This window comes from Scytonema sp. NUACC21, from assembly GCF_054684315.1.
Genome location: NZ_BAAFZH010000099.1, coordinates 32,850 through 59,369, shown reverse-complemented (window position 1 = coordinate 59,369; position 26,520 = coordinate 32,850). Strand labels below are relative to the sequence as shown.

The following is a 26,520-nucleotide window of genomic DNA, read 5'->3' as shown; positions in this document are numbered from 1 at the left end:
TGCCTTTCTTAGTTGGAAGGTTTGGGTCTTCTACCATTTTTTACTTTTTTTTAAATACACTTAATACTTTGATAGGTGAGATAATCAAATTTTCTTGGTGCAAAATGTGAGAATTACCTATTTAGAATGTTCGGACTGAAGATATAAATTTTTTGTAAAACTTTATCGCTGCGTTGTTTGTAGGTTTTGAAGTTATAGGGCATAGGGGAACACTAAATATAGCTAACTGCTGGTTAGTTATACAGCCCTGAAACTACAAATATGTCCTTAAGCTTATTCAACGCGAATTTCTATCGTACTGCTAATTCCGATCTTGCAGGCTTCAACGATACCCAATTACAGTCGCACTTTCAAAATTATGGTCTGAATGAAGGTCGTCGCTTCTCTCCACTTGTAGATTTAAACCTCTATCGTTCCAGTAATAGCGATTTAGCTAATTTAAGCTACCGTCAAGCTTACGACCACCTGCAAAGTTATGGGATGCGCGAAGGACGAAAATTTTCAGCGTTTTTTGATTTCAACTTCTATCGTGCTACTAATAGTGACCTCGCAGGCTTCAACAACGAGCAACTGTTTGAGCACCTGCAAAGTTATGGGATGCGCGAAGGACGAAGATTTTCAGCATTTTTTGATTTCAACTTCTATCGTGCTACTAATAGTGACCTCGCAGGCTTCAATAACGAGCAACTGTTTGAGCATCTGCAAAATTATGGTTTGACTGAGGGTCGCCAGTTCTCTTCTTTTGTCAACCTCAACTTTTACCGCAGTGCCAACAGTGACTTATCTGCTTTGAGCAACAATCAAGCCCTACAGCACCTCATTATATTTGGTCTTGAGGAAGGACGACGCTTTTCACCGTTTGTCGATATCAATCTCTATCGGGCTGCCAATCCCGATTTGTTTGCTACAGGTGTCAATAATAACCAACTCTTAGAGCATCTGGAAAACTATGGGATAGCTGAAGGACGGAGGTTTTCCATATCTTTTGATAGCAATTATTACCGTAACAGTCACTCTGACTTAAGAACATTAGGTTGGTCTCATACACAATTGTTTGAACACTTTCAAGGATATGGTTTGCAAGAAGGACGTGTTTCCTCAGAATCCTTTAGTGTTAGCTACTACCTAGCTAATAATTCCGACTTAAGAGTATTAAACTTCAATAATTACCAAGCACACCAACATTTTGAGATTTTTGGCTATCAGGAAAATCGATCTGCAACCCCGTCAAACTTTATCTCTGTTCCAGATAATCGGGATGACAATACCCTAGGCAGTGCTTTGAACATTGGCTTTCTCAAGGGTAGTCGCAATTTCACAAACCAGTCGGTTGGTTCCGCTGACCGAAATGACTATTATCGCTTTACTTTAACTCAAACCAGTTACTTCAACTTATCCTTAGGGGTTTTAAGTGATTATGCTGACATCGAAGTTGTATTTGATAACAATGGTAATGGGGTGTATGATGCTGGCGAACTGTTGTACGATGGCTATGGTAGCAGCGATGAAAGCGGTTCAATCAATGCAACACTAGGCGCTGGTACTTACTTCATTCGCATTTTTTCTGAGGATTCGGCAAATAATACTAACTATACATTGGAAGTTGATGCCGTCACCGCCCCACGCACAACACCAAAAGAGCCAGGTAATACTTTTGGTACCGCTGTTAATGTTGGCACTTTCAGTACAAAGCAGAGTTTTACAGACTTTGTGGGCAGTTCAGATCGTAATGATTATTACCGCTTTAGTTTATCTCAAACCAGCAATTTCAATCTGTTGCTGAGTGGTTTAAGTAGTTATGCAGACGTGGAGTTAATTTCTGATAGCAACGGCAATGGTACATACGATACTAATGAAAAATGGTACCAATCTGATGGTAATCCTTGGAGAAATGGTGCAATTAACGCAACATTGGGGTCTGGTACTTATTTTATTCGTGTCTATACTGCCGACCTCATAGATAATACTAATTACACTCTTGAATTATGGGTGTAAGTGGTTTGTGGTTGGGAATTATGGGAAAACATCGGCTGTTTGGAGAGATTTACCACTAGCATCTTTAGCCGATAGGATTGGTGGGCTGGTTAAAGGCCAATCTATAGCTAGGTCGAGGTCGTTCCAAATGATACAGCGTTCGCCACTAGGGGCGTAGTAGTCTGTTGTTTTGTAAAGAACTTCAGCTATTTCTGAAAGTACAACAAAACCGTGGGCAAAGCCAGGGGGTATCCAGAGTAGTCGTTTATTCAGGGAACTGAGTTCGCAGCTAACCCACTGACCAAAAGTGGGGGAACTTTTTCTGATGTCTACAGCTACATCAAAAATGGTACCTGCGATCGCACGGATGAGCTTGCCCTGTGGTTGTTGAATTTGGTAATGCAATCCGCGCAGGACATTCTGCTTGGAAAATGAGTGATTATCTTGTACAAAGTTAGCAAAAATACCAGTTTTCTCTGTAAAAGTCTGGTGATTGAATGCCTCAAAAAAAAATCCCCGTTCATCCTGAAAGACTTTTGGTTCGATGATGAAAACCTCAGGAATGTCAGTAAGAATAATATTCATTGACTTAATACGTGGACAGAAATAAGTAGAACTGTGTTACGAAATGTCAACCAATCCAAAATCCTTACTAATGACAAAGGACTTTGGACAAAGGACGACCCTCATGAGTTAACTTTACTTGTGTCATCCTAAAAGAGTCTTGAAACAATTAAACAACGAATTAAGCTAGAATTTTACAGCACAATGCAACACAGTTTTAGAAAAATATTGTGGCAAGATTAGCTAATTGCCATATATACTTAACTGCATTCGTGGCTCGCGCTGACAAAACATGATGACAAAGCCTTGGTATTGGCGATCGTTCCCATTAGAAAATCGTACAGGTTCTGACGTTTTCACTGCCTTATTTCGCCATACCTCCACGTCTAAAATTGCCACTTTACTGGAAAGCCCTTACCCAACCCCAACAGATCGTTCCCAACTGGCTCAATATTCTATTTGTGCTGGCGCTTATAGGGTAGTAGATGGCGTGCCACAATTATGGACACCACCAATTGGGGAAATTTTACCGTTGTTGAACAAATTAACGCGCCTCCAAGGGGAAATTTCCGCAAGAGCCCCTTTTTCCCCGAACCATCTCCCCTTCACAGGTGGTTGGCTGGGTTGGTTGGGGTACGATACTGCATGGGAAATTGAACATCTTCCCCAGACCAAACCCGACTTTCTGCCATTTCCCGTGGCTTTTTGGTATGAACCAGAGTGTTTTGCGGTTTTAGACCATAAAGAGCAAATTCTGTGGCTAGCCGCTAGCAGTCCTGTTGGACTCGATGAGCTTGAGAATAAGTTGAAAGATGGACAAGGGGATAAGGAACCCCTCTCTCAGACATTGAAAAACTCCCCTACTCCTCAGTTCCTTGTATCTCAACAAGAGTATGAAACTGCAGTAAATCGTGCCAAAAAATACATTCAAGCTGGAGATATTTTTCAGGCAAATCTGTCACTGCGTTTTAAAGCACAGACAGCAGCGTCTGGTTGGGATTTGTACCGCGCCTTGCATCAGATAAATCCTTCGCCTTTCGCTAGCTACTGGCAAACACCTTGGGGAGAAGTTATCAGCTGTTCGCCGGAAAGGTTAGTGCAACTACAAAAATGTCAAGACAACAAATTTTACGCTTCAACAAGACCAATTGCCGGAACGCGATCGCGTGGAGTAACTTTGAGCCAAGACGAACAGTTGGCGCAAGAATTACTCAATAATGCCAAAGAGCGTGCCGAACATATTATGCTTGTGGATTTGGAACGCAATGATTTAGGGCGAGTCTGTGAATGGGGAACTGTGAGTGTTGACGAATTACTAACAATTGAGCGTTACAGTCATGTCATGCACCTTGTCAGCAACATCAAAGGTGTCTTAAAATCTGATTGCAATGCCGTTGACTTGATTCGCGCCATGTTCCCTGGCGGCACAATTACAGGCTGCCCCAAGGTACGCTGCATGGAAATTATTGAAGAACTTGAACCAACGCGGCGCAGTTTATTCTATGGTTCCTGTGGCTATCTGGACTGGCGGGGTAGCTTGGATTTAAATATCTTGATTCGCACTCTTCTACTAACCCCCTCCTTGATTCAAAACACGGGGATACAGAGATACGGTGATGCGCTTAATGGAGAAGAACTCTCCCGGTCATCACATTTTCCGGTCATCGCGTCTTCCCCTCCCTTCCCGTTCAATAAAGTTTGGGGACAAGTTGGAGCTGGAATTGTGGCAGACAGCGATCCTGAGAGAGAATGGAATGAATCGCTGCACAAAGCGCAGGCACAACTTCAAGCCCTAGCTTTGGTCTTGAATAACAAGGACTAGAGTTTGGGGTTCGGGGAAAAGACCACAACCTATGGTCCGGCTTGCACTTGAGCCTCCAATCCGGTGACCCTTAACTCGGTGACCTTTGGCTTTTGATTTATTTATATATCCAATCATCAATCAGTATTAAATGTACTCAGAGAACTCGGAAACTTACATAAATCACCCAACTTGGGGTTTGCTCTATAGGATTTGTATGGGAGACGAGAACCAAGAGTTGTTCACTACACTTTATGCCCAACGCTTGTTTTTTTTGGTAACATCTGATGCTAAGGGTCTTAAGTTTCAGTCGATTGGGCGTACAGAAGCAAGAATGTTATTGGAAAATCGTTTACGTAATCTGCGCCGCAGCGGACAATCTCAAGAGTACGATCAGCTTCAAAGTGTATTCCAACGAACCTTCCAATGAGCAGTTCGATTAGCGAACGTATTATTGCCATTCGCTCCTCTCTACCAACATCGGTTCGGTTAATTGCTGTTACCAAGCAAGTCTCTTCCGAAATTATGCGCTATGCCTATGCTGCAGGAATTCGGGATTTTGGAGAGAGTCGCATTCAAGAAGCCCAGAGCAAACAAGTCGATTTGCAAGACTTAGCCGATATTACCTGGCACTTTATTGGACACTTGCAAACTAACAAAGCGAAAAAAGCTATTGAGCACTTCGAGTGGATTCACTCTGTGGACAGTTTGAAGCTAGCTCAACGCTTAGACCAATTAGCTCAGCAATTGGGAAAGCGCCCTTTGGTTTGTTTGCAAGTCAAAATCTTACCCGATCCTCACAAGTCGGGTTGGGAAGTCTCGCAATTACAAGCCGATTTACCCGCTCTTAATGAATGCAAAAATATACAAATTCATGGTTTGATGACAATTCCGCCACTAGGACTAGATGATTCAGAAATACTAACTGTGTTTCATCGCACCCGAGAACTGGCACAAGCAATCCAAACAGAAGACTGGTCTAACATCAAAATACAGCAACTTTCAATGGGTATGTCCGGTGACTACCAACTGGCAGTGCAAGCAGGTACAACAATGGTCAGACTGGGAACTATTCTGTTTGGAGAACGATTTCATCGGTAAATTTGGGCAAACGCAAATAAAGATTAAAAAAAGGGTGTAAGCAACTTCCCCTGCTACTCCAGGTAAGCTATAATCTGGACTCATTGTTGTGTGTAAGTCGGATTACGGACATACCAGGGGGCATTTTCTGTTTAGAAAAAAAAAACGTAGTGAATGCTACAAACAGCGATAAAATTGCTGAAATGTCCGTCCTTTGTAGCGGTGATAGTTGGCTGAGTTATTTGAGCCTATCAGTCAGGAGTGATTGGCACTAGGAGCGCAAACCATGAACAACATATTTTCCAAGCTGAGAGACTTTGTTGGTCTAAATGAGCCAGTAGAGTATTATTATGAGGATGAGGAACCAGATACAGAAACCTATCAGAATTTGTATCAGGAGCAGAACGCCCCTCAACCAACACCCCAAGAAACGGCTGCAGCTAATCGACGTTGGCGCGAACCTGTGCCTACAATGGGGAATGATGTAGCAGCAGGTTCCAAGCCGATGAGTAATGTTATTGGTATGCCAGGAGCAATGAACGGTATCTCAGAAGTATTGGTGCTAGATCCACGCACCTTTGAAGAAATGCCCAAGGCGATTCAAGCATTGCGAGAGCGTAAGTCAGTAGTATTAAATTTAACAATAATGGACCCGGATCAGGCACAACGGGCAGTAGATTTTGTAGCAGGCGGAACTTACGCGCTGGATGGACATCAAGAACGCATCGGCGAAAGTATCTTTTTGTTTACACCAAGCTGCGTGCAAGTTAGCACCCTGTCAGGAGTTATCCATGAGGTACCCCAACCCCCAGCGCGACCACGTCCAGCAGGTCAAAACCCAAATTGGGGAAATGATGTTAACCGTGTGGCTCAACAATAAATATAAATTTAGTTATTAGTCCTTTGTCCTTTGTTCTTATAACTCATGGCAAATGGCAAATGACTTTTGACCAATGACTAATGACTAATGACTACTAAATTTGGCCTAATAGGTGGCGGGGTAATGGGAGAAGCGCTGTTATCCCGTCTTATTGCCCGTAAAATATATCAACCATCAGAAGTCATAGTCAGCGAACCGCAGTCCTCACGGCAAATGTTTTTGCAGGAGGAGTACGGTGTGGCTGTGACAGTAGATAATCGTATAGTTTTCACACAAGCAACAGAGGTGGTATTTCTGGCGGTCAAACCTCAAGTATTTAGTGCGATCGCTCAGGAAATAGCAGATGTCATACCTACGGGTGCAAAACCCCTGGTCATCTCCATCCTAGCAGGTGTAACTTTAAGTCAGCTAGAAGCAGCTTTCCCCCACATACCAGTCATTCGGGCAATGCCCAACACCCCAGCAACCGTAGGGGCAGGTATGACTGCAATATGTCCGGGAGCTTATACAAAGGGAAATCACCAAGAAACGGCAAAGCGACTCTTCTCAGCAGTGGGAGAAGTTGTAGAAGTTTCAGAAAACTTAATGGATGCTGTGACAGGACTATCTGGATCGGGACCTGCTTATGTGGCGCTGATGGTAGAAGCACTTGCTGACGGGGGAGTCGCCGCCGGGTTACCAAGGGGAGTCGCCAATCAGCTAGCCCTGCAAACGGTCTTGGGAACGGCACAGCTTTTGCATCAAATCAAAATTCATCCCGCAGAACTGAAAGACCGCGTCACAAGTCCGGGGGGGACAACGATTGCTGGCATTGCCCAATTAGAAAAAGCAGCTTTTCGCTCTGCTCTCATTGAAGCAGTGAAAGCAGCCACAGCCCGCTCTCAGGAATTGGGAAAATAGCCATGAGTTTTTTGTCATTGATCCTTGGTTCTTTGTTAAAAACTGATAACTAATGACTAATCACCAATGACAAAGGACAAAGTTGACAAAAGAGTCGTTAATATAGTAGTTAGTATGGTTGCAATTGTGATTGAGTGAAATATCCTGCGCTGTCACCTGAACTTGACCCAAGTTCTATATTCCCTTTTGAACTGGATCGGTTCCAGAAGGATGCGATCGCATCCCTGAACGCTGGAAGCTCCGTAGTTGTATGTGCGCCCACAGGTTCAGGCAAAACTCTAATAGGGGAATATGCTATCTATCGCGCCCTGTCGCGAGGAAAGCGAGTATTTTATACGACTCCTCTGAAAGCACTGTCAAATCAAAAACTGCGTGACTTTCGCGAAAAATTTGGTTTTGAGCAGGTTGGGCTGTTGACTGGAGACGCCTCCATCAACAGAGATGCACCAATTTTGGTCATGACCACAGAGATTTTTCGCAATATGCTTTATGGCACACCCATTGGGCAAGTCGGTATTTCATTAGTGGACGTTGAGGCGGTGGTACTAGATGAGTGCCACTACATGAACGATCGCCAACGAGGAACGGTTTGGGAAGAATCAATCATTTATTGTCCTCGTGAAATTCAACTTGTAGCCCTTTCAGCAACGGTTGCCAACAGTGATGAACTAACCAACTGGTTAAATCAAGTTCACGGTCCTACGGATCTGATTTACTCTGATTTTCGCCCGGTGCCCTTAGAATTTCACTTTGGTACAACAAAGGGGCTGTTTCCCCTCTTGAGTGATGACAAAACCCAGATGAACTCCCGACTCCTGAAAAAAAAGAGAAAAGGAGAGAGAGATAAGGGCAAAAATGTCAGAGCTGAAGCCCCCAGCATAATTCAGGTTCTCTCCCAACTCCAAGAACGGGATATGCTGCCAGCCATTTACTTTATCTTCAGCCGTCGCGGGTGTGACAAGGCAGTGGGAGAAGTCGGCGATTTATGGCTGGTGAATAAAGATGAGGCACAACAGTTACGGAGGCAAATTGACGAATTTTTAACACGGAACCCCGACGCTGGTCGTTCCGGGCACGTTGGACCTCTGTATCGCGGTATTGCCGCCCACCATGCTGGGGTATTACCTGCTTGGAAAGTGTTGATAGAAGAACTCTTTCAGCAGGGGCTGATTAAAGTAGTCTTTGCTACCGAAACCTTGGCAGCTGGGATTAATATGCCAGCTAGAACAACTGTCATTTCTACCCTATCCAAGCGTACCGATACCGGGCATCGCTTGCTAAATCCTTCCGAGTTTCTGCAAATGGCAGGAAGAGCAGGTCGCCGAGGCATGGATGAACGGGGTCATGTGGTAACGCTGCAAACTCCCTTTGAAGGAGCTAAGGAAGCAGCGTATTTGGGAACATCCAAACCAGACCCCTTAGTCAGCCAGTTTACTCCCAGTTACGGCATGGTGCTGAACTTACTGCAAACTCACACCCTGGAAGAAACTAGGGAACTGGTAGAACGCAGCTTTGGACAATACTTGGCAAACTTGCATCTCAGACCGCAGTACGAATATGTTACTGATTTGCAAACCCAATTAGCCCAACTTCAAGCGCAAATTGAAGCGATTGACGAAGGGGAATTGGCAGTTTACGAAAAATTGCGGCAACGTATGCGAGTCGAACGCCAGCTATTAAAAACGTTGCAAGAACAAGCTCAAGACGCCCGACAAGAAGAGTTGGCAATGATGTTGGGTTTTGCAGTTTCGGGAACGCTTTTGAGCCTCAAAAGCAAAAGCTTCACAATGCCTGCTCCCATACCGGCAGTGCTTGTGGGGAAAACACCAGGTCCGAGTCAAACTTTCTACCTCGTCTGCTTGGGGCGAGATAACCGGTGGTATGTAGTCACAGCCTCAGATGTGCTGGATTTATACGCCCAATTGCCAAGAATAGACGTACCTGGTGAGTTGCTACCACCACCAGAGATGCCTTTGAAACGGGGAAACTCACTCATTGGAAATGAGGAAACAGCAGCAATCGCCCAGCAGATCCCCGACCCTAGCGAAGCTGCATACATGGCTCCAGAAGTTGTAGAACAACTAAGCCGCGTTGTCGCAGTGCAAAAGCAATTGGAGGCTCACCCCCTGCATCAAGATGGCAATGCCAGTACTATTGTCAAACGCAAATCACGTGTAGCGGAACTCGAAGCCGAAATTAAGCAACTGCGATCGCAAGTTGACCAACAATCCCAGCGCCATTGGGAAGAATTTCTCAATTTAATTGAAATCTTGCAGCACTTTGAATGTCTCAACAACTTAGTGCCAACGGAACTGGGACAAATTGCCGCAGCCCTTCGGGGAGAAAACGAATTGTGGCTTGGTTTGGTACTTGCTAGTGGGGAACTAAACAACTTAGACCCGCAGCATCTAGCAGCTACAGTTGCAGCCTTGGTGACTGAAACACCACGTCCGGATAGCAAAGTTAACTTTGATATATCCCCTACCGTGGATGAGGCATGGTCGAGATTGCAAAAAATTCGTCGTTCCGTGCTCAAAGTCCAATATCGACATGGTGTCGCATTGCCTGTCGGCTTGGAGAATAAATTTATCAATTTAGTTGCCCTAGTAGAACAGTGGGCACTGGGAATGGAGTGGATAGAATTGTGTGAAAGTACAAGTTTAGATGAAGGCGACGTGGTGCGAATTTTACGCCGGACTTTAGATTTGCTCTCACAGATTCCTCACGTACCACATTTACCAGACACTTTGCGACGCAATGCCAACCGTGCGATGCAGTTAATTGATAGATTCCCTGTAAATGAAGTAGTGGAATAATAGCAACTCTATCTGTAGAGACATTATGTGTAACGTCTCTACAGATAAATCATTAGTCATTAGTCAATCCGCGTAGGTTGGATTGAGGAACGAAACCCAACACCACCATATAGCCTTATATCTAACATCCCTATATTTAGATATTAAACGCAATTGAGAAGACACCTAGATTGGGTTAAGAAACGAAACCCAAGATATCACCAATGAAAAACAACAGACACGTAGGTTGGGTTGAGTCACGAAACCCAACACCACCGTATAGCCTTATATCTAACGTCTCTATATTTAGATATTAAACGCAATTGAGAAGCATTATCAAACAACTTTTGAGTTTTTGTGTAACCTTATTCTCATCAATTTGTAAATCTTATCGTAAATATCAGTTAGTTGCAATAACCCAAATTTAATGATGGGAAAAAAGTAGTTTTTCAAACTCATACTTCACAAAAGTAAGGAAATTAAACATATCAAATTAATAAGTGTGTAATTATACGATTTGAAATTTTTATCAAAGTTATACTAGATTTCAGGTTCTACCTGGGAATTACTTAGAAGTGGCTCTGCCACTTCTTTTTTTAAAGTATTAGAAGCCATAAGTAGGTCGGCACAGATAAAGTTAACAAGTTTTCGTCATTCTTTATCATTAGTCATTTGTAAGAGTTAGAAAACAAGTCTCAAAATTGTCAAGGACTTGTCAACTCCCAAACACACGTGTTACTAATGTAATATACAAACTAGTAGAAATTCTCCGGTCGTTTTCCCCTAGAATCTGGGAGAATGACATGAATGCAAATTGTTGAGACGCGGCTGCTGAACCACCGTCTCCCAAATCTTCAAAAAATAAAGCCCTGAGTTTAGAGTCATGGGTTCTGAGTACTCATTTGGTGATTTCTGAAATCCCCCTCAGTATTCAAGACTCATCTCTCAGTGCTGTACGCGGAGTTTTCATGCAGCCAAAGAATTTAAAACGACTTTTGCGAGCTTTATCTCGACAAGGGCTAGATGTTAGCTACAACAACCATACCTATTCTGTTCGTTTCTCCGATACTCCAAATGCACCCGTAGCAGAAGTCCTACTTCCAGAAGGTTTTCCAGTAGAAGCTAAGGCACTAAAACAGTTAGCCAACTTAGCACAAGTGCAACATCCTGCAGGCGGGTGTGTTTGCCGTGTTTGTGCGACACCTGACTTTCACCCCGGTGATGCGGGGATTGCCATTGGTTCAGTTGTTGAAACAAAAGGTCAAGTCATTCCTGCGGCTGTCGGTTCAGACATAAATTGTGGTATGCGCCTGCACGTTGCTGATTTAACTATTGACCAATTTTTAGCAAAACGCAACCAGTTTGTAGAACGTATGAAGGGGGACTATTTTTTTGGAACCCGTGATGTAACAATGACAGCCCATACCATGCAGGCTTTGTTTCAACACGGAGTTCCCGGTTGGGTGGATGCAATGGAGAAAGAACCTACAGGGAGTTTTGTCAAGTCCGATCTAAACCAACTTGCAAAGGAATGGGGAAGCATCTTTTTAGAGGGTTCAATGGAGGGAAATTGGAAACTTGCCCCTGAAGAACTTGTACCTGATGATGGGTTAGTGCGTGATGGCGGACTGGCAACTATTGGATCTGGAAACCATTTTGTTGAAGTTCAAAGAGTAGAACGGGTGTTCAATCGAGCATTAGCCCATGCGTGGGGAATCAAAGAAGGACAAATTGCCTTTATGATTCACTCTGGTTCGCGTAATGTAGGCAAATACATTGGGGGAATGTGGCGCGATAGGGCAAAAGCTGCTTGGGAAAAAGGTCTGAAGTATCCAAATTCTCACATCTTTCCTTTGTCCGTGCATTCCCATCCCGAACTAGTCAACCAGTATCTGCAAGCCGAGGCTACAGCTGCTAACTATGGCTTTGTTAACAGACTTTTATTAGCTGAATTGCTGCGTTTGCGTTTGCGGGAAGTTTATGGACAACTAGAAGCACCACTTGTATACGACTTACCACACAACATCACTTTGCCAGAAGGTGCGGGATGGGTTACGCGCAAAGGTGCTTGTCCCGCCCAGTCCGGACAACCCGTGATTATACCGGGGTCAATGGGGGCACCATCATATCTGATGGTCGGTCAAGGCAATCCAGCTTTTTGCTCCTCCGCTTCCCACGGTGCAGGAAGAGTACTTTCACGCTTTGACCTCAGCCGTAAAGGGGCAAAGCATACTGAGGAATCCTTGGGTTTAACTGGGGTAGATTGCATTACTCTGCGGGAAGAACGTCGTATCGAGGAAGCACCAACTGCTTACAAGCCAATTCAGCCCGTGATTGATGTACAGGTCGAGGCGGGAATGGTAGGTTTGGTGGCGAAGTTGAGCCCAGTGTTGACGTTTAAGGCTTGAGGTTTGAGTTTGACCCCTCCCTAGCCCTCCCCTTATAAAGGGGAGGGAACTGCAGGTGCCATATTCCCCCCTTGATAAGCAGGGCTGTTTTATTTCCTAAAAGTCCATAACTCACAAGCGTATCAATCAAAAAAACCAGGTAGTTATTGTCTCGTAGGTAGGGCTGTGCTGCACGTCCCCTCCCACTCGAAGGTGCAAGATATCAACTGACGCACTTAAATTTATTATCAAATAAATAAGTCGCTAAGAGTTTTTTCTGAGACTTGGAGGATTTGCATCGCTTCTCGCGGTGTAACATACCTAGTCATGAACTGTATTTGTATCACTGTATATTTAGTTTTACAGCTCCAGTAACATAATTCCAGAAAAATCTACAAACTAGTATTTATTTTTTCTTTTAGTACCTACGGTTTATAGTTATAAAGCCACTCCTCAAACTCAGATTGATTCACCTTTGCCACATCTAACGCGTCTCGCAAAAAAATATCGCTGTCGGTGTCATAAGAGCGATCGCCTTGAAATGCACTGCGAGCTTGGATAGCTTGGGTACGAGGTATTCGGCTCTTTTCGTAGCTAGCAAGGGCAGCTTGAATATTGGGCGACTGGGAAAGGAACTGAGCAAGTTCCCAAGCATCTTCAAAAGCCGTATTCGCTCCCTGTCCCAATACTGGCACTACTGGATGTGCTGCATCACCCAAAAGCGTTACCTTACCTTTGCTCCACTTTTGCAATGGCGGTCTGTCATATATTGGTCTTTCCACGATGTCATTGGCAGGCGTCGCCTCCACGATTGCTTGCACGGGTTCCGCCCATCCGGCAAATACCTCAAAAACGCGAGACTTTACTTCTGCAGCAGATTGGACGCAATTTTCATCCGCCGACAAAGCTCCACCGGCCCAATATACGTATCCGCCACCCACATCAATGAGAGTAAAGTTTTTACCATCATCTCCAATCATAAACGTTGATTCGTCGGGATATAGTTGCTCGTGGTGATACTTGACCACCGCACGCCAAGACAAGCGCCCAGCATAGTTAGGGAAACCGTCCCCCATGAGGCTATGTCTGATCGCAGAATTTATCCCATCAGCTCCTATCAGTAAATCTGTCTGCACTTGCTTACCACCATCAAAGCAAACTTCTATACCTTTATCATCTTGCTCAAAGCCGATACATCGACAATTAAGGTGGATGGCGTCCGGAGGTAGTGCAGAGGCGAGAATTTCCTGCAAGCGCGACCACCGGATATTCAACATCGGCTGCCCGTATTTCTCCAATAAGGTGAGTGGGTTTTGCATTACCATTTCTCCGGTGCTTTTTTTCAGGTTCACCACACGGGTTTGGCTACCTGCGCTTTTTAACGACTCGACTATACCTGCATCAACGGCATGGAGACTATTCAATCCGTTGGGAAAAAGAGTAAGACCTGCGCCGATTGGTCGCAATTCCCGTGCCTTTTCATAGATTTGTGCCTCAATGCCTTGTTTTCGCAGTGCTAACGCAACTGCCAAGCCACCAAGCCCAGAACCAATGATGGTAACTTTCAACGGCGACACTGCTGGAAATTCTTTTAAGTTGTTTTCCGACATGGATAAGACACAGGAGTTATGTTTTCGTCGCGATCGCGAATAATAAAAAATTTAAAGTGAGTTTTAACTGATTCAACTACCTTACAACTTCAATTTTAGTGTCTGGAATCTCTTTTGACTGCACTTTAATTTTTTTTAAATAGCCCTCATAGTTGTGGCAGAATCCGAGCGTGCTGGGTTGTCTGAACGCGACTTAATTGTACGCCGAACCATTGCCGAGCGCGATCCGGGTAACGAAAACTCTGTGCGGTTGTTTGGGGTAGAATTCACCAATAAACTGGTTCGAGCACTCTGGGGTGGCGATAGCATCGGAAAATAAGTGTATAAGAATCAACCAAAGCAAAGTTATGGTAGCAAATCAAGAAACCATAGAATCATTTCGAGCCTTGGCATTACAAGTCACTTGTCATGCCATCAACCAGGCAACTGACCGTCAGGAAGTACGCGCTTTGATGCAAGATACAATCAACCGTTTGGCACAGCAAATTGCTGCGAGTATTGCGTTCATTGGTTCGGACTGTCGTTTAATTGTTTTACCAGAATACTTCCTGTCGGGCTTTCCTATGGGAGAATCACTCGCGGTTTGGGCAGAAAAGGCTTGTTTGGAAATGGCTGGTGCGGAGTACGAAGCATTGGGTAAAATTGCACAGCAGTATAATATATTTCTTGCAGGTAACGCCTACGAGTTAGACCCCAATTTTCCAGGATTGTACTTTCAAACTTGCTTTGCGATCGACCCTTCTGGAACGGTGGTTTTGCGGTATCGGCGTTTAAATTCCATGTTTGCGCCAACCCCTCATGATGTTTGGGATAAGTATCTCGATTGCTACGGGTTAGAAGGTGTTTTTCCAGTTGCCAAAACAGCAATTGGTAATTTGGCAGCACTTGCCTCAGAAGAAATTCTCTACCCGGAAGTGGCAAGATGTTTGACAATGAGAGGCGCGGAAATTTTCCTGCATTCCACCTCAGAAGTTTATGGAAAAGAACGTACACCCAAAGAAGCAGCAAAAATCTGCCGCGCTGTAGAAAATATGGCATACGTAGTTTCTTCCAACAGTGCAGGTATTGCTAACATTGCCATACCCGGTGCTTCTACGGATGGTGGTTCCAAAATTATCGACTACAGAGGATTGGTACTAGCTGAAACAGCTTCAGGGGAAAGTATGGCAGCATTTGCAGAGATTGATTTGGCTGCTTTACGTCGCTACCGCCGTCGCCCAGGGTTAAATGGGGAGAGGGAGAGGGGGAGCGAGTTTTCTGGTTTTTGTACAGATTGTTTAATCATAACTAATTAACCGGACTTGATGTTACATGATGGTTAGGTTCTGGCATACTGAGTTGCTGTTCTCACGCTCATAGCATCTGCTGCCCGCTCAATGCTGGTTTTTAACCGTTCGCCTAGCACTTGGACATGGGGCTCATACATCATTGTGAAATGATTGCCAGGAATTACATGTACCTGCACTGGTTCGGCAGAAAACTTGTCCCAGCCCCATGCCGCATCCTGAATAATTTCAGAAAGCTCGTCTTCAATCAAAGCAGCAGTTTCCAGATTAAAATCACTTGCTCGGAAGAGGATACTTCGGGTCAAATGAACTTTTTGCGGTGTGTAAAAACTTAAATTGTTAACCATAAAAAGCTTGATCCAGTTGTGTATGTGCATTGCCCTCTCCATTGGAGGCGCTTGGTTAGCCATCTGCATCCGTTTCTTATCTCCAGGATCGAGCTGGTTGGAATCGAGCAACCGCTCAATTAGGTAGTTTATTTTCTCATCTGGATTGAGAGGCTGAAAATCGTCGTAGGACAAACCCAGACTTATTCCATGCTGAGCTTCAAATGTGTTGAGAAGATAATTTACCCATCTACCACGCTCCCAATCAAGACCTATGGGCTTAGACCTTGGTGCCCAAGCATCCATCAGGGCAAGCAGGGCTACCTCATGCCCCTGCTGTTGCAATTGCTGTGCCATCTCAAACGCCACCTTACCGCCAAGGGAATGACCTCCTAAAAAGTATGGACCTTGAGGCTGAACGGTCTGTATTGCTTGAATGTAGTGGGATGCCATGTCCTTACATAAGATGTTAGGTTCCGATTCCCTTAAAAAATCTAATATTTGCAGTCCGTAAAACGGTATGTCTGAACCAAGATGGTGCGCTAGTTCACACAAGTAACTCGCATTTCCACCACCTCCCGGCACGCAGAAAAAAGGCAGCTTTGAACCACCTGCTTGAATCTCGAGTAAGGAAGACTTGGATAAGGATGGCAATAGTTGAGGGAAAGCATCAGCTACCAAGGGGTCAACTTTTAAAGTTTTATTTTCTATAAGTGCAGGTGTATCATAGTTTAATACATTCAAAGATACTTCTTTTCTACAATTTTTATGAGACCGTTCTATCTGTTTTACAAGATACTTTCCCAAGTCAAGAATAGTAGGTTGCTCGTAAAATTCTCGAGGATATATCTTGATTTGAAAATCCTGCTGCAAACGATTGATAAATTCCATAATAATTATGGAATCTATATCTATATCTAAGAGATCGGCTTCCACTGGTATCTGTTGAACATCTATTTGTAGAACCTTGGCAATCTGTTTTTGCAAATAGGATGTGAAAAATTCTACTCTTTGCTCTGATGACATCTCAAGAATTTGCTTGAGAAGGTCTTCCTCTTTTTCTATTATTTTGGAATTTAAGTTAACTGAAACAGGCTCTTTATCTTGAAAATGGTTAGGTTGTAACTCTAATTCATCTGACCCGTTTTTGAGTTGGGTTGGTATTGGCTTAATTAAATCTGGTTGTTCATTGTATCCATTGGCTGCGGAACTTGTTTGCTGAGCTTTAGATATCTCAATCCAATATCGCTGTCTTTGGAATGGATAAGTTGGCAAACTAACCTTTTGCCGTGAATTACTGTGGTAAAAAGCAGACCAGTTGATAGTTTGCCCGCGTACATATAAGTTGCCCAAACTATCAAGTAACTGTTGCCAATCAGAAGTCCCCGGACGCAAGCTCGGGAGCCAAACTCCTTCTTGTGCTGGCAAACAATTGCGTCCCATTCCTAACAAGATAGGTTTTGCTCCGATCTCCACAAATATTTTATAACCAGAGGCATGAAGTGTCTGCACGCTTGCAGCAAATTGTACGGGCTGCCTTAAATGACGACACCAGTATTCAGGAGTTATCTCAGCAGATGTCAAGCGCTGTCCGGTGACGTTGGAGATAATGTCAATTTGCGGAGCAGTGTAAGAGATACTGGCAGCAACTTGACGAAATTTAGCTACTATCGGCTCTACTAATGGAGAGTGGAAGGCGTGGGAGGTTTGTAGCTTAACGGTCTTAATTCCTGCTGCTTCTAGTTGGGTACAAATGTTCTGTACTGTATTTCGCTCTCCAGAAATCACGGTATTTTGCGGTCCATTTTTGGCAGCGATCGCTACTTTAACATCATCAATTTCAATCAGCTCGCGTATATATGCTTCTTCTGCAAACACTGCTACCATCTCACCATCAAAAGGTAGGTTTTGCATCAAACGGCTTCTTTCGGCAATCAGTTTCAGTCCATCTTCCAGGCTAAAGACTCCCGCCACACAAGCAGCAACGTATTCTCCCAAACTGTGACCCATTACCGCAGTAGGTACAACACCCCAAGATTTCCAAAGCTCGAAGAGTGCATATTCTATGGCAAATAAAGCAGGTTGGGTGTAAGCAGTCTGGTCTAATGGAGAAGTTGTTTCAACTCCAGAGTAAAGAACTTCAAGCAGTGATTTTTCTAGGTAAGGACGTAAAATTTCATCGCAACGATCTAAGGTTTGCCGAAAAACAGGCGCAGTTTCATAAAGTTGGCGTCCCATGCCAATATATTGCGAACCTTGTCCGGTAAATAAAAATGCCACTTTCGGACGCTTTTTCCCTTCTACCCGACCACTAACAACTGCGGTAGGCTCATTGGCAGTAAAATTGCTTAGTTCTTTTTGCAACTGCACATTAGATTCAGCGACAACAGCAAGACGGTAGTCAAAATGCGACCGTCCCGTGTTAGCAGTAAAACAAATATCTACAAGCGCTTCTTCCGGTTGGTCACTCAAGAACTCTTGATAACGCTGTACCAGTTCCCGCAGAGCATCCTCACTTTTAGCTGACAAGGTCAGAAGATGCACGGGACGAATGAAGGAGGGGGAGAGGGGGAGAGGGGGAGATGGGGGGAAAGAATTATTCAACTTGTCCCCGCGTCCCGGCGTTTCCGTGTCCTCCTTCAAGGGTGCTTCTGCCAAAACTACGTGAGCATTTGTGCCGCCAAAACCAAAGGAACTCACTCCAGCTAGTGCCAAACCATTTTCTTGGGGCCAAGGCTCTAAGGTTTGCTGAACTCGTAGTGGCAGTTTATCAAAGGGAATATAAGGATTTGGCTTTTGGAAATGTAAACTTGGTGGGATTTGTTGGTGTTTGAGAGACAACGCCACTTTAATTAACCCAGCAATTCCCGCTGCTGCTTCTAAATGTCCAATATTGGTTTTAACCGAACCCACAGCGCAGTAGTTTCCACTTTTGCGATCCTGAGAAAGCACTTTTCCCAATGCCTTCATTTCTATAGGGTCACCCAGACTCGTACCCGTACCATGAGCCTCAATGTACTGAACTTCCCCAGGGGAGACACCGGAGACTCGGTAGGCGGAGCGCAGAACAGCTTCCTGTGCTTGTGGATTTGGTGCGGTTAGTCCATTGCTACGCCCATCCTGGTTAACCGCACTTCCCCTAATCACAGCGTAAATGCGATCGCCGTCAGCCAAAGCTTGTGATAGAGGCTTTAAGATAACCACACCAGCCCCCTCGCCGCGAACATAACCATTAGCGCGAGCATCAAAGGTTTTGCATCGACCGTCAGGAGCCATGAATCCTGCTTTAGCAAAGTTAATCGTGGCTTTCGGCAACAACAAGACATTCACCCCGCCAGCTACGGCAAGGGTAGACTCTTCGTTCCATAAGCTCTGACAAGCATAGTGAACCGCGACGAGTGCAGAGGAACAAGCTGTATCAAATGCTATGCTTGGTCCTGTGAAATTAAATAAGTAGGAAATACGGTTAGCTGCTATACACTGAGAAGTTCCAGTGGTCATGTAAACGTCTTCGTTGGAATTGCCCCATGCCAGCACAGAAAAATCATGGGTTGAGATTCCAATAAAGACTCCTGTTTGCGTACCAGCCAGACGGTCGGGTATTTGCCCAGCATCTTCTAATGCTTCCCAGGTAGTTTCCAGTAATAACCGTTGTTGGGGGTCTATACTGGTAGCTTCTCTTTGTGAAATACCAAAGAATTTGGGGTCGAAGCGATCGACTTGCTCCAGAAATCCACCCCAAAGAGTATTGACTGTTTTTAGTTTTGCTGTTCCTGGGTCTATTTCCCAGCGAGAAGGAGGCATTTCTGTGATGGCATCCACACCATTGGACAGCAACTGCCAAAAAGCCGTTGGATTATTGGCATTAGGAAAACGGCATCCTATTCCAATAATGGCAATTGGTTCTCTGTTCATGTTTAGCTTAATTAAGTAAGTAAGTTAATGTAAATGTTTGTTACTGTTTAGTGGTTGGGATGCATGCGAAGACAGCGCCACTACGAGCCTTCGTTACATAGTTTGGTGTTTTCTGGCTGACGTAGATGTTTTAAGATGGAGTAGAAATATAAATTACTGACAAGTGAAAGTGACGGGGAGAGCGGTTAAGCCACGTAAAGCGACATTTTTTCGCCACTCCAGTTTGTCTGAGGCTAATTGTAAATCGGGGAATTGTTGAATCAGTGTGTTAATAGCAATTTGAGCCTGAGCGCGTGCTAGGGCAGCACCCAAGCAATAATGAATGCCATCACCAAAAGCAAGGTGGTTATTCTCAGACCGATGAATGTTTAATCTATCTGGGTCGGGAAATTGAGATGGGTCTCGGTTAGCAGCTCCCAGGCAAAGAACTATCTTTTCACCTGCTTGAATTGTTTGGTTGCCTATTTCTAAATTGTCAATGGCAATACGGTTTGTAATCTGAACTGGGCTATCATAGCGAAGTATTTCTTCAACAGCACTTTGGATAATTGTCGGTTCCCTTTTGAGTTTTTCCATTTCTTCGGGGTGACGTAGCAATGCCAGCATTCCATTGCCTATTGTATTTACTGTGGTCTCTTCACCTGTTGCAAATAACAATATACAAGTTGACAATAGTTCTTCTTGGCTAAGCTTGTCACTTTGCTCTCTAGCTGCAATCAAAGCACTGATAAGGTCTTCTTGGGGATTTTTTTCTCGTTCGGCAACAAGAGTACGTAAATACTCTTGAAACTCTTCCATAGCCTTATTCATGGCTTCATATTCTTCTAGTGAAACCAGTGAGTCTAATATGCGGGACAAAACATTAGACCACTGATGAAGTTGGTCTTGAGCCTCATTAGGTATTCCCAACATCCTACCAATGACAGTCACAGGAAGTGGACTGGCTAGATCGGCAATAATGTCCATAGACCCGCGATCGCGAACTTTGTTAAGTAACTCATCTACCAGTCCCTGGATACGAGGACGCATACGCTCAACGACTGAAAGAGAAAAAGCTTTAACGACCAATCCACGCAGTCTGGTATGGTCTGGCGGATTCATATAAAACAAAAGTTGATTGCTAGTATAGGCAAGGGTATTCAGATTCTTGCCTTTGTCTTTGAGGTATTGGTTTCGTTCTTTGATTGATTCTGGCTTGTCGTGACTGCGAACGCGACCGCTTTTCAAAACTGCTTTTACATCAGCGTAGCGCGTGAGTACCCAATCACCTCCAACAAAGTATCGGTGTACGGGCTCCTCAGAGCGGAGGCGATGGTAAGTTGGATAAGGATTAGCGCGAAATTCTCTGTCAAAGGGATTGAATTTGAATGCTTTTGCTGACCCCAGTTTTTTAGTCTTGTCAGTACTGAGGGCGTCTTTGTTCGTGTTAATAATTAGCTCCATTTATGAATCTCCCTAAACACCCACTGGTAAAGTTGTCGATCGCAATAACTGACATTCCACTGCCAAATACTGCGCTAGCGTTTCAATACTGGGGTACTCCCAGAAAAGAGTGGGTTCTAATTCACAACCAATCCATTGTGCTAATTCACCCGTTAAACTGACCGCCACTGCTGAATCCAAACCGTATGCTGCAAAAGGTTCTTGAATGTCTATTTCATCAGGAGACACTTTCAAGTACAGAGCTAGATGAGACACAAGCCAGGTTGCGATCGCATCAACTGTAAAACTTGGCTGTAACGATTTCTCCTCAACCTCAGACGGAGCTGAATTTTGCACTTGCTCCCTGAGGGTTTCGACTTGTTGTTGGAGTTGCAGTAAGTCTATTTGTTGAGAATCCGCTGTCCAATTTCCTACAACATCCAAACTTCCATCTAGAAAACTAACCCGACAAGCGTAGCGCTGAATCTTACCACTAGAAGTTTTCGGGATACTTGCTGTTTTCAGTAGCACAACAGCATAAACTTGTAGCTGGTGCTGCTCGGACACCGCCTGACGGATTGCCCTAATTACCTCATCGACATCTAGTTGACGCAAGTAACTTCTTTCTACCTCTTGAACAACGACGAGCCGTTCAAAACCGTCTACCTCCACAGAAAATGCAGCCCCACAATTTGACCTCAGTGCTGGATGGCTCTTCTGGACTGTCAATTCAATATCCTGAGGATAGTAATTTTGCCCCCGAATAATAATTATGTCTTTTATGCGACCCGTAACAAATAATTCGCCATCAAGCAAAAATCCCAAATCTCCAGTGCGTAAAAACGGACCTTCTCCCGTGTCTTGCAGTTGCACATTAAAGGTTTGTTGAGTCTGGTCGGGGTTTCTCCAGTAGCCAGCAGCCACACTTGGTCCTGAAACCCAAATTTCTCCTATTTGTCCATCTGCACGCAAAGTCAATGACTCAGGGTTTGCGATCGCAATTTTGTGGTTCAAGCAGGGTTTACCAACACCGATAATCGCTTTAGTATCTTCTTCCTCTCCCGTAGCAGCCACCACCAGGTTTTGCTTCAAAGCCTTATCCTTCACTAAGCGAATAACTGGTGGATCTGTTTTCAAACCTCCAGACACAATTAAAGTTGTTTCAGCCATTCCATAGCAGGGGTAAAAAGCACTTCTTTTAAAACCGCAATCTTTAAAGGTTGCATAAAACCTCTCAAGAGTTTCTGCGCGAATAGCTTCAGAACCATTAAAAGCCACCTCCCAACTACTTAAATCCAGCCCAGAGCGTTGTTCGGGAGTTATCTTATCAACACACAAATCGTAAGCAAAATTGGGTCCACCACTGGTCGTCGCTCTATATTGGGAAATAGCTTTTAGCCAGCAAAAAGGCTTTTGAAGGAAAGTCTCTGGGGACATCAAAGTGACTGGAAACCCACCGTATAGAGGCTGTAACACTCCACCAATCAACCCCATATCGTGGTAAGGAGGCAGCCATATAACTCCCTTGCTATTAGGGGTATGCTCAAAACATTTATGAATTAGAGCCGAGTTATGCAGCAAATTGCCATGACTTACCATTACCCCTTTCGGTGTTCCTGTAGAACCGGAAGTATACTGGAGAAAGGCTAGGGTGTTGCTGTATAAGGCTGTTTCTTGCCACGACTCTGCAACAGATGGATCTATTTTGTCTGTTGCCAAGCACTGCAATCCGGCTAGTTCTGGATTCTCGGCAAACTGACTTTTGATGTTACTTAGTAAAGCTTCTGTTGTCAGTAACAACTGAGGTTGGGCATCTGCGACAATTGCTTCCAGTCGCGACATCTTTTGATTGCGTCTGGGTGGATAAGCCGGAACCGCCACCACTCCTGCATACAGACATCCGAAAAAGGCGGCAATAAATTCCAGACCTGATGGGTAGAGCAGCAAGGCTCGTTGTCCGCTAGCTTCTATACTCTGGAGCTTCGCCGCGATCGCTCTTGAGAGTCGGTCTAATTCTTCATAAGTCAGACTTGCTAATTCTGCGTCTGCATCTTTTATAAAGGTATAAGCTCTTTGGCTTTTCTGCTGTAAAGCTCTTTCCCTTAACACATCTACTATAGTATGAGGTTTCCGTAACATTATTCCGCTCTTGTAATTTGCTTGACATTAAAATTTTAGTAAACTCATATCTTGCACCATCACCTTATTGCAAAAATCAAAGCCCAAAAAGCCGATCCCGATCGTAGGGTGGGCACTGCCCACCACCCCAACCCACAAAGAAGGTGCAAGATGTCAGTAAAGCCATATGGTAGATGCTTTTAAATAGATGCGTACAGACATCCGAAAAAGGTGGCAATAAATTCCAGACCCGATGGACATAGCAGCAAGACTCGTTGTCACGCACTTCTCTGTATCTTTTATAAAGGTATAAGCTCTTTCCCTTATAGCAGTTTTCATGTAGGTGAGTTACACCTATTATGTAAAAGCAAACGGTCGTATGCCTGCGAAAGCGCTGGCACGCTACTCGTTGGCGAAGCCTACCTGCAGCGCAGGGCTTACGCCCCTGCCGACGTACCTCACTCTATCGGGAACCGCTACAAGACATCTACTATACTAAACGTGCTCTGATGATTTATCATGGGAGTAGCTAAATCTTCAATAAAAACTTCAATAACAAAGAAATTTTCATCATATAATTTAGTGGTAAATGTCTTGGCATCTTATACCTTTTCAAGAAAAGTAAGGTGAACATTGCTTAACCCAGACAATAACAAGCTTTTCGACCTGTAATTTTTGCTTGGGAGAAGGTGATGCAAGATATGAAGTTTTTACGAGCGCACCAAACATTAAGCTTGAACTTTGCGCTTGTTGTTTCCGTTAGGACGAGAAAAGCTTGCTTGAGGCAATCGTACCCGATACATATGGAATAAACACAACCTCTCGAAATCCTTGCTCGACCCGAGTTTTTAAATGTGTTTCTTGAAAGTATCGGGACTTTCAACTAAAGCTGCTTTCAACTCATGGTAAGTAGAAATGCAGTACTGATATCCAATTTTTATTTTTATTATTCTACTATTACTATACATAAAAGTAATAGCAACTGTAGTGAGGAAAGTAAGAACTTAAAATAAGTAGGAAAAGTAGGAAAAGAAGAAGTTTTTAACTATAAAAATGAATGATATCAACGGTGGTAGGAAAAGTGGAAACTTAAAAAAGAAGGAAAAGTGGGAAATTAATAAGCTTTTCAGTAATTGCAGATATCAAAGACAATGAATTATTACAATACTTCCTAGGTAATATTTAAGACTACTTGCTCCCATGAGAGAAAATTTTGTAGTTGATTCAAGCTGCGATGCCCGCTGATTGCTTGAATGACGCGCAGTGGTGCCCATTCCGGTGCATCAGTGTAAACACCACGGGCAGAACGGACAAGCAGTCCCTGTTCCTCAAGACGCTTCAGATACTTCCGGTAAATACCTTTCCGTTCTACATCCCTCTGTAACCTCATAACATCGCAGGTCGGCTCCTAAATATTTTTATAAATGTAATTCCTTGCAAATGTTACAGATAAAAATTACCAACTTATGACCCTAAGTTGGCAAAATACTCAAGGTTGATGATTCCGCTCATCGGTACAGTCAGTTAACAAGGTAAGGTCAAACGCGTAAGTTTATGCATGATTGCTACTAGAACGCCTACACCAACAAAATTGCGTCGCTTCCGTTTTTGCAACACAACCTTATTTCTGCTTACTCAGTTTCAGTTCGTAAATGTTCCAAAATACTCCTCTTAAGGCGGAGTACTTAATACCTTGGATATGATTTCGCACTGCTCCCATTGTCAAGGGCTGAGTTAAATAAATATATGGCAGATACTCCCGATCAATGCGTTGAGCTTCTGCATAGATAGCTTTGCGCTTTGCTTCATCAAATTCTTCTACAGCTTGAAGATAAAGGTCGCCAATTTTCCGTTCCCAGTCTGCCACCTCTCGTCCTGTTATCGGAGTTTGACCTTTCTGAGGTTCCTGATTATATACATGGAAACTACCTTCAGGCAAGAACAAACTAGCAATGTCATTTGGTTCCACAGTAAAATTAATAGTTCCCAAACGACATTCCCAATCAAAAGAGTTAAGAATTTTGTCTAGAAAAAGGCTATAATTTACGGTATTCAAATCAACAGATATACCAATTTTACTTAAATCTTGTTTAATCTGCACTGCGATTGTCTCTATTATTTTATTACTAGAACTCGTCATTAGGGTAAACTGCACCAAATTTCCCTGCTCATCTAATAACTGTCCTTGACTATTGTATTGAAAGCCTGCTTTTACAAGCAATTTTTTCGCTTTTATAGGATTATATTCATAATCTTTTAAACCTTCTTTAGGAGAAAGATAATAAGGGCTTTGTTTAGGAATATATGAATTTGGCAATTCACCCAATCCTCTATATATGTTATTGAGCAATCTCTGGCGGTCAACTCCATAGGCAACAGCTTGTCTAAATTCCACTGTATTAAACCAGCGAGACTTGATTGGATTGACCAAAGGTTTGCCATTTCTGCTTCCTTTGTTTAGATTAAAACTAAGATACGTGGCTTCCGTAGAAGAACCTCCGTTGTAGATGGTGAATTGCCCTCGTTTTTCTTCCCGCTTCAACAAGGAAAAATATTGAGGAGAGACATTGATGTAATCCAATCCTCCAGAACGGAACTGTATTAAAGAGGTATCAGTATTGTCAACAATTTGCCAAATCACACGCTCGATATAAGGCTGCACGTTGCCTTGAGCATCTTTTCGCCAGTAATAAGGATTCTTTCGGAAAATGACTCGCTCACCTGGAGTATAAGCTTCTATCGTGTAGGAACCATTGGCAATAATTTCTTTAGGTGGAGTATTAGTACCCCAGGTTGATATAAATTTAGACTGACCTTCTTTATCTTTTGTGTTGACTGCTTCCCGCAATACGTGAATCGGTAATATTGCTAGTTTTGCTATCCTAAGGAATGGGACAAATGGTTCAGGTATAATAAATTCAATTTGCAGATTATTGATTTTTTGCACAGTGGGGAAAACGCGATTTTCACCAATTCTCCACAGATCCTTGGCATCATTAGGAATGGCTGGGTTCAAGAAAATGTCGTTATAAGTAAAAACCACATCATCTGCAGTTAAAGGCTTGCCATCTGACCATTTCAGCCCTTTTTTAAGAGTAAAAATAATCCGTTTCTTATCTTCAGACATTTTCCAAGATTCGGCAAGGGCAGGTTCAATTTCTCCTCGACCATTTTCTCTAACTAGCCCCTCGTGAGTGTAGTCTGAAGTATTGGGGGACTCCTGGATCAGAGCTGGGTTAAAGGTCTTAGGATTTGCAGAAACGCTGATAACTATCTGAGAAACTGGTACTGTTTTGGCTTCTATATTAACTGAGCTAAATCTAATTAGTGCAAACGCTGTTATTAAAGCTAGTAAAATTATCCATTGGAGATGACGAACAACAGTAAACACACTAAACTTTTTCATCATTAATAGGGTTATTTGACACCTTATTTCACTTGGCTAGTTAGTAGTCAATCAGT

General features: G+C 43.6%; 16 protein-coding genes and 1 pseudogene. 10 read left to right on the top strand and 7 right to left on the bottom strand.

The features are described from left to right. Nucleotides 1–261: 261 nt before the first annotated feature. Entirely contained in the window at nucleotides 262–1,995 is a 1,734-nt protein-coding gene (locus ACYRY3_RS30920) for a PPC domain-containing protein (RefSeq protein WP_460205494.1), read from the top strand. Between the two features lie 18 nt (nucleotides 1,996–2,013). Here the strand turns inward: ACYRY3_RS30920 and rfbC are convergent, their stop codons facing one another. Then, nucleotides 2,014–2,559 (bottom strand): dTDP-4-dehydrorhamnose 3,5-epimerase, encoded by a 546-nt coding sequence (rfbC, locus tag ACYRY3_RS30915; protein ID WP_460205493.1) that lies wholly within the window; start codon nucleotides 2,557–2,559, stop codon nucleotides 2,014–2,016. Nucleotides 2,560–2,833: 274 nt separating this feature from the next. Between rfbC and ACYRY3_RS30910 the strand changes: the two genes are divergently transcribed. From ACYRY3_RS30910 to ACYRY3_RS30880, 7 genes are all read left to right on the top strand, one after another. After that, nucleotides 2,834–4,360, top strand: a complete 1,527-nt coding sequence (locus tag ACYRY3_RS30910; protein WP_460205614.1) for an anthranilate synthase component I — start codon at nucleotides 2,834–2,836, stop codon at nucleotides 4,358–4,360. Between the two features lie 130 nt (nucleotides 4,361–4,490). Then, complete coding sequence (gene pipX / locus ACYRY3_RS30905) at nucleotides 4,491–4,769, top strand: transcriptional coactivator PipX (protein ID WP_460205492.1); 279 nt, start codon at nucleotides 4,491–4,493, stop codon at nucleotides 4,767–4,769. Further along, nucleotides 4,766–5,440 (top strand): YggS family pyridoxal phosphate-dependent enzyme, encoded by a 675-nt coding sequence (locus ACYRY3_RS30900; protein WP_460205491.1) that lies wholly within the window; start codon nucleotides 4,766–4,768, stop codon nucleotides 5,438–5,440. Before pipX ends, ACYRY3_RS30900 begins: the two co-directional genes overlap by 4 nt. Before the next feature lie 265 nt (nucleotides 5,441–5,705). Then, complete coding sequence (locus ACYRY3_RS30895; RefSeq protein WP_460205490.1) at nucleotides 5,706–6,299, top strand: cell division protein SepF; 594 nt, start codon at nucleotides 5,706–5,708, stop codon at nucleotides 6,297–6,299. 87 nt (nucleotides 6,300–6,386) lie between these two features. Beyond that, nucleotides 6,387–7,199 carry a pyrroline-5-carboxylate reductase gene (gene proC, locus ACYRY3_RS30890; protein ID WP_460205489.1) on the top strand — a complete coding sequence of 271 codons (813 nt, stop codon included), beginning with the start codon at nucleotides 6,387–6,389 and terminating at the stop codon, nucleotides 7,197–7,199. A gap of 134 nt (nucleotides 7,200–7,333) precedes the next feature. Further along, the gene (locus ACYRY3_RS30885; protein WP_460205488.1) at nucleotides 7,334–10,015 is read left to right on the top strand and encodes a DEAD/DEAH box helicase; all 2,682 of its coding nucleotides are present in this window, start codon (nucleotides 7,334–7,336) and stop codon (nucleotides 10,013–10,015) included. 947 nt (nucleotides 10,016–10,962) lie between these two features. Then, entirely contained in the window at nucleotides 10,963–12,402 is a 1,440-nt protein-coding gene (locus ACYRY3_RS30880; protein ID WP_460205613.1) for an RtcB family protein, read from the top strand. 404 nt (nucleotides 12,403–12,806) lie between these two features. Here ACYRY3_RS30880 and ACYRY3_RS30875 read toward each other — a convergent pair whose 3' ends face one another. Continuing rightward, nucleotides 12,807–13,991 (bottom strand): FAD-dependent monooxygenase, encoded by a 1,185-nt coding sequence (locus tag ACYRY3_RS30875; RefSeq protein WP_460205487.1) that lies wholly within the window; start codon nucleotides 13,989–13,991, stop codon nucleotides 12,807–12,809. 154 nt (nucleotides 13,992–14,145) lie between these two features. Here ACYRY3_RS30875 and ACYRY3_RS30870 point away from each other — a divergent pair. Next, nucleotides 14,146–14,310, top strand: a pseudogene (locus ACYRY3_RS30870) (red chlorophyll catabolite reductase); the annotation flags it as partial. A gap of 28 nt (nucleotides 14,311–14,338) precedes the next feature. Beyond that, on the top strand, nucleotides 14,339–15,286 hold the full coding sequence (locus ACYRY3_RS30865) for a nitrilase-related carbon-nitrogen hydrolase (RefSeq protein ID WP_460205486.1): 948 nt from the start codon (nucleotides 14,339–14,341) through the stop codon (nucleotides 15,284–15,286). Nucleotides 15,287–15,309: 23 nt separating this feature from the next. Here ACYRY3_RS30865 and ACYRY3_RS30860 read toward each other — a convergent pair whose 3' ends face one another. The 5 genes from ACYRY3_RS30860 to ACYRY3_RS30840 form a co-directional block, all read right to left on the bottom strand. Next, nucleotides 15,310–19,518: a beta-ketoacyl synthase N-terminal-like domain-containing protein gene (locus ACYRY3_RS30860; protein ID WP_460205485.1), complete on the bottom strand. Its 4,209-nt coding sequence runs from the start codon at nucleotides 19,516–19,518 to the stop codon at nucleotides 15,310–15,312. A 153-nt stretch (nucleotides 19,519–19,671) separates the two neighbouring features. Then, the gene (locus tag ACYRY3_RS30855) at nucleotides 19,672–20,961 is read right to left on the bottom strand and encodes a cytochrome P450 (RefSeq protein WP_460205484.1); all 1,290 of its coding nucleotides are present in this window, start codon (nucleotides 20,959–20,961) and stop codon (nucleotides 19,672–19,674) included. A gap of 12 nt (nucleotides 20,962–20,973) precedes the next feature. Continuing rightward, nucleotides 20,974–23,079, bottom strand: coding sequence for an AMP-binding protein (locus ACYRY3_RS30850; protein ID WP_460205483.1), 2,106 nt, complete (start codon nucleotides 23,077–23,079; stop codon nucleotides 20,974–20,976). Nucleotides 23,080–24,229: 1,150 nt separating this feature from the next. Continuing rightward, nucleotides 24,230–24,448, bottom strand: coding sequence for a type IV toxin-antitoxin system AbiEi family antitoxin domain-containing protein (locus ACYRY3_RS30845; RefSeq protein ID WP_460205482.1), 219 nt, complete (start codon nucleotides 24,446–24,448; stop codon nucleotides 24,230–24,232). 231 nt (nucleotides 24,449–24,679) lie between these two features. Beyond that, nucleotides 24,680–26,464: an ABC transporter substrate-binding protein gene (locus ACYRY3_RS30840; RefSeq protein ID WP_460205612.1), complete on the bottom strand. Its 1,785-nt coding sequence runs from the start codon at nucleotides 26,462–26,464 to the stop codon at nucleotides 24,680–24,682. Between the last annotated feature and the right edge of the window lie 56 nt (nucleotides 26,465–26,520).

Bases quoted from the DNA above. Each gene is read 5' to 3' on its own strand.
- ACYRY3_RS30920 (WP_460205494.1), top strand. From the start codon at position 262: ATGTCCTTAAGCTTATTCAACGCGAATTTCTATCGTACTGCTAATTCC.
- rfbC (WP_460205493.1), bottom strand. From the start codon at position 2,559: ATGAATATTATTCTTACTGACATTCCTGAGGTTTTCATCATCGAACCA.
- ACYRY3_RS30910 (WP_460205614.1), top strand. From the start codon at position 2,834: ATGACAAAGCCTTGGTATTGGCGATCGTTCCCATTAGAAAATCGTACA.
- pipX (WP_460205492.1), top strand. From the start codon at position 4,491: ATGTACTCAGAGAACTCGGAAACTTACATAAATCACCCAACTTGGGGT.
- ACYRY3_RS30900 (WP_460205491.1), top strand. From the start codon at position 4,766: ATGAGCAGTTCGATTAGCGAACGTATTATTGCCATTCGCTCCTCTCTA.
- ACYRY3_RS30895 (WP_460205490.1), top strand. From the start codon at position 5,706: ATGAACAACATATTTTCCAAGCTGAGAGACTTTGTTGGTCTAAATGAG.
- proC (WP_460205489.1), top strand. From the start codon at position 6,387: ATGACTACTAAATTTGGCCTAATAGGTGGCGGGGTAATGGGAGAAGCG.
- ACYRY3_RS30880 (WP_460205613.1), top strand. From the start codon at position 10,963: ATGCAGCCAAAGAATTTAAAACGACTTTTGCGAGCTTTATCTCGACAA.
- ACYRY3_RS30875 (WP_460205487.1), bottom strand. From the start codon at position 13,991: ATGTCGGAAAACAACTTAAAAGAATTTCCAGCAGTGTCGCCGTTGAAA.
- ACYRY3_RS30865 (WP_460205486.1), top strand. From the start codon at position 14,339: ATGGTAGCAAATCAAGAAACCATAGAATCATTTCGAGCCTTGGCATTA.
- ACYRY3_RS30860 (WP_460205485.1), bottom strand. From the start codon at position 19,518: ATGAACAGAGAACCAATTGCCATTATTGGAATAGGATGCCGTTTTCCT.
- ACYRY3_RS30855 (WP_460205484.1), bottom strand. From the start codon at position 20,961: ATGGAGCTAATTATTAACACGAACAAAGACGCCCTCAGTACTGACAAG.
- ACYRY3_RS30850 (WP_460205483.1), bottom strand. From the start codon at position 23,079: ATGTTACGGAAACCTCATACTATAGTAGATGTGTTAAGGGAAAGAGCT.
- ACYRY3_RS30845 (WP_460205482.1), bottom strand. From the start codon at position 24,448: ATGAGGTTACAGAGGGATGTAGAACGGAAAGGTATTTACCGGAAGTAT.
- ACYRY3_RS30840 (WP_460205612.1), bottom strand. From the start codon at position 26,464: ATGAAAAAGTTTAGTGTGTTTACTGTTGTTCGTCATCTCCAATGGATA.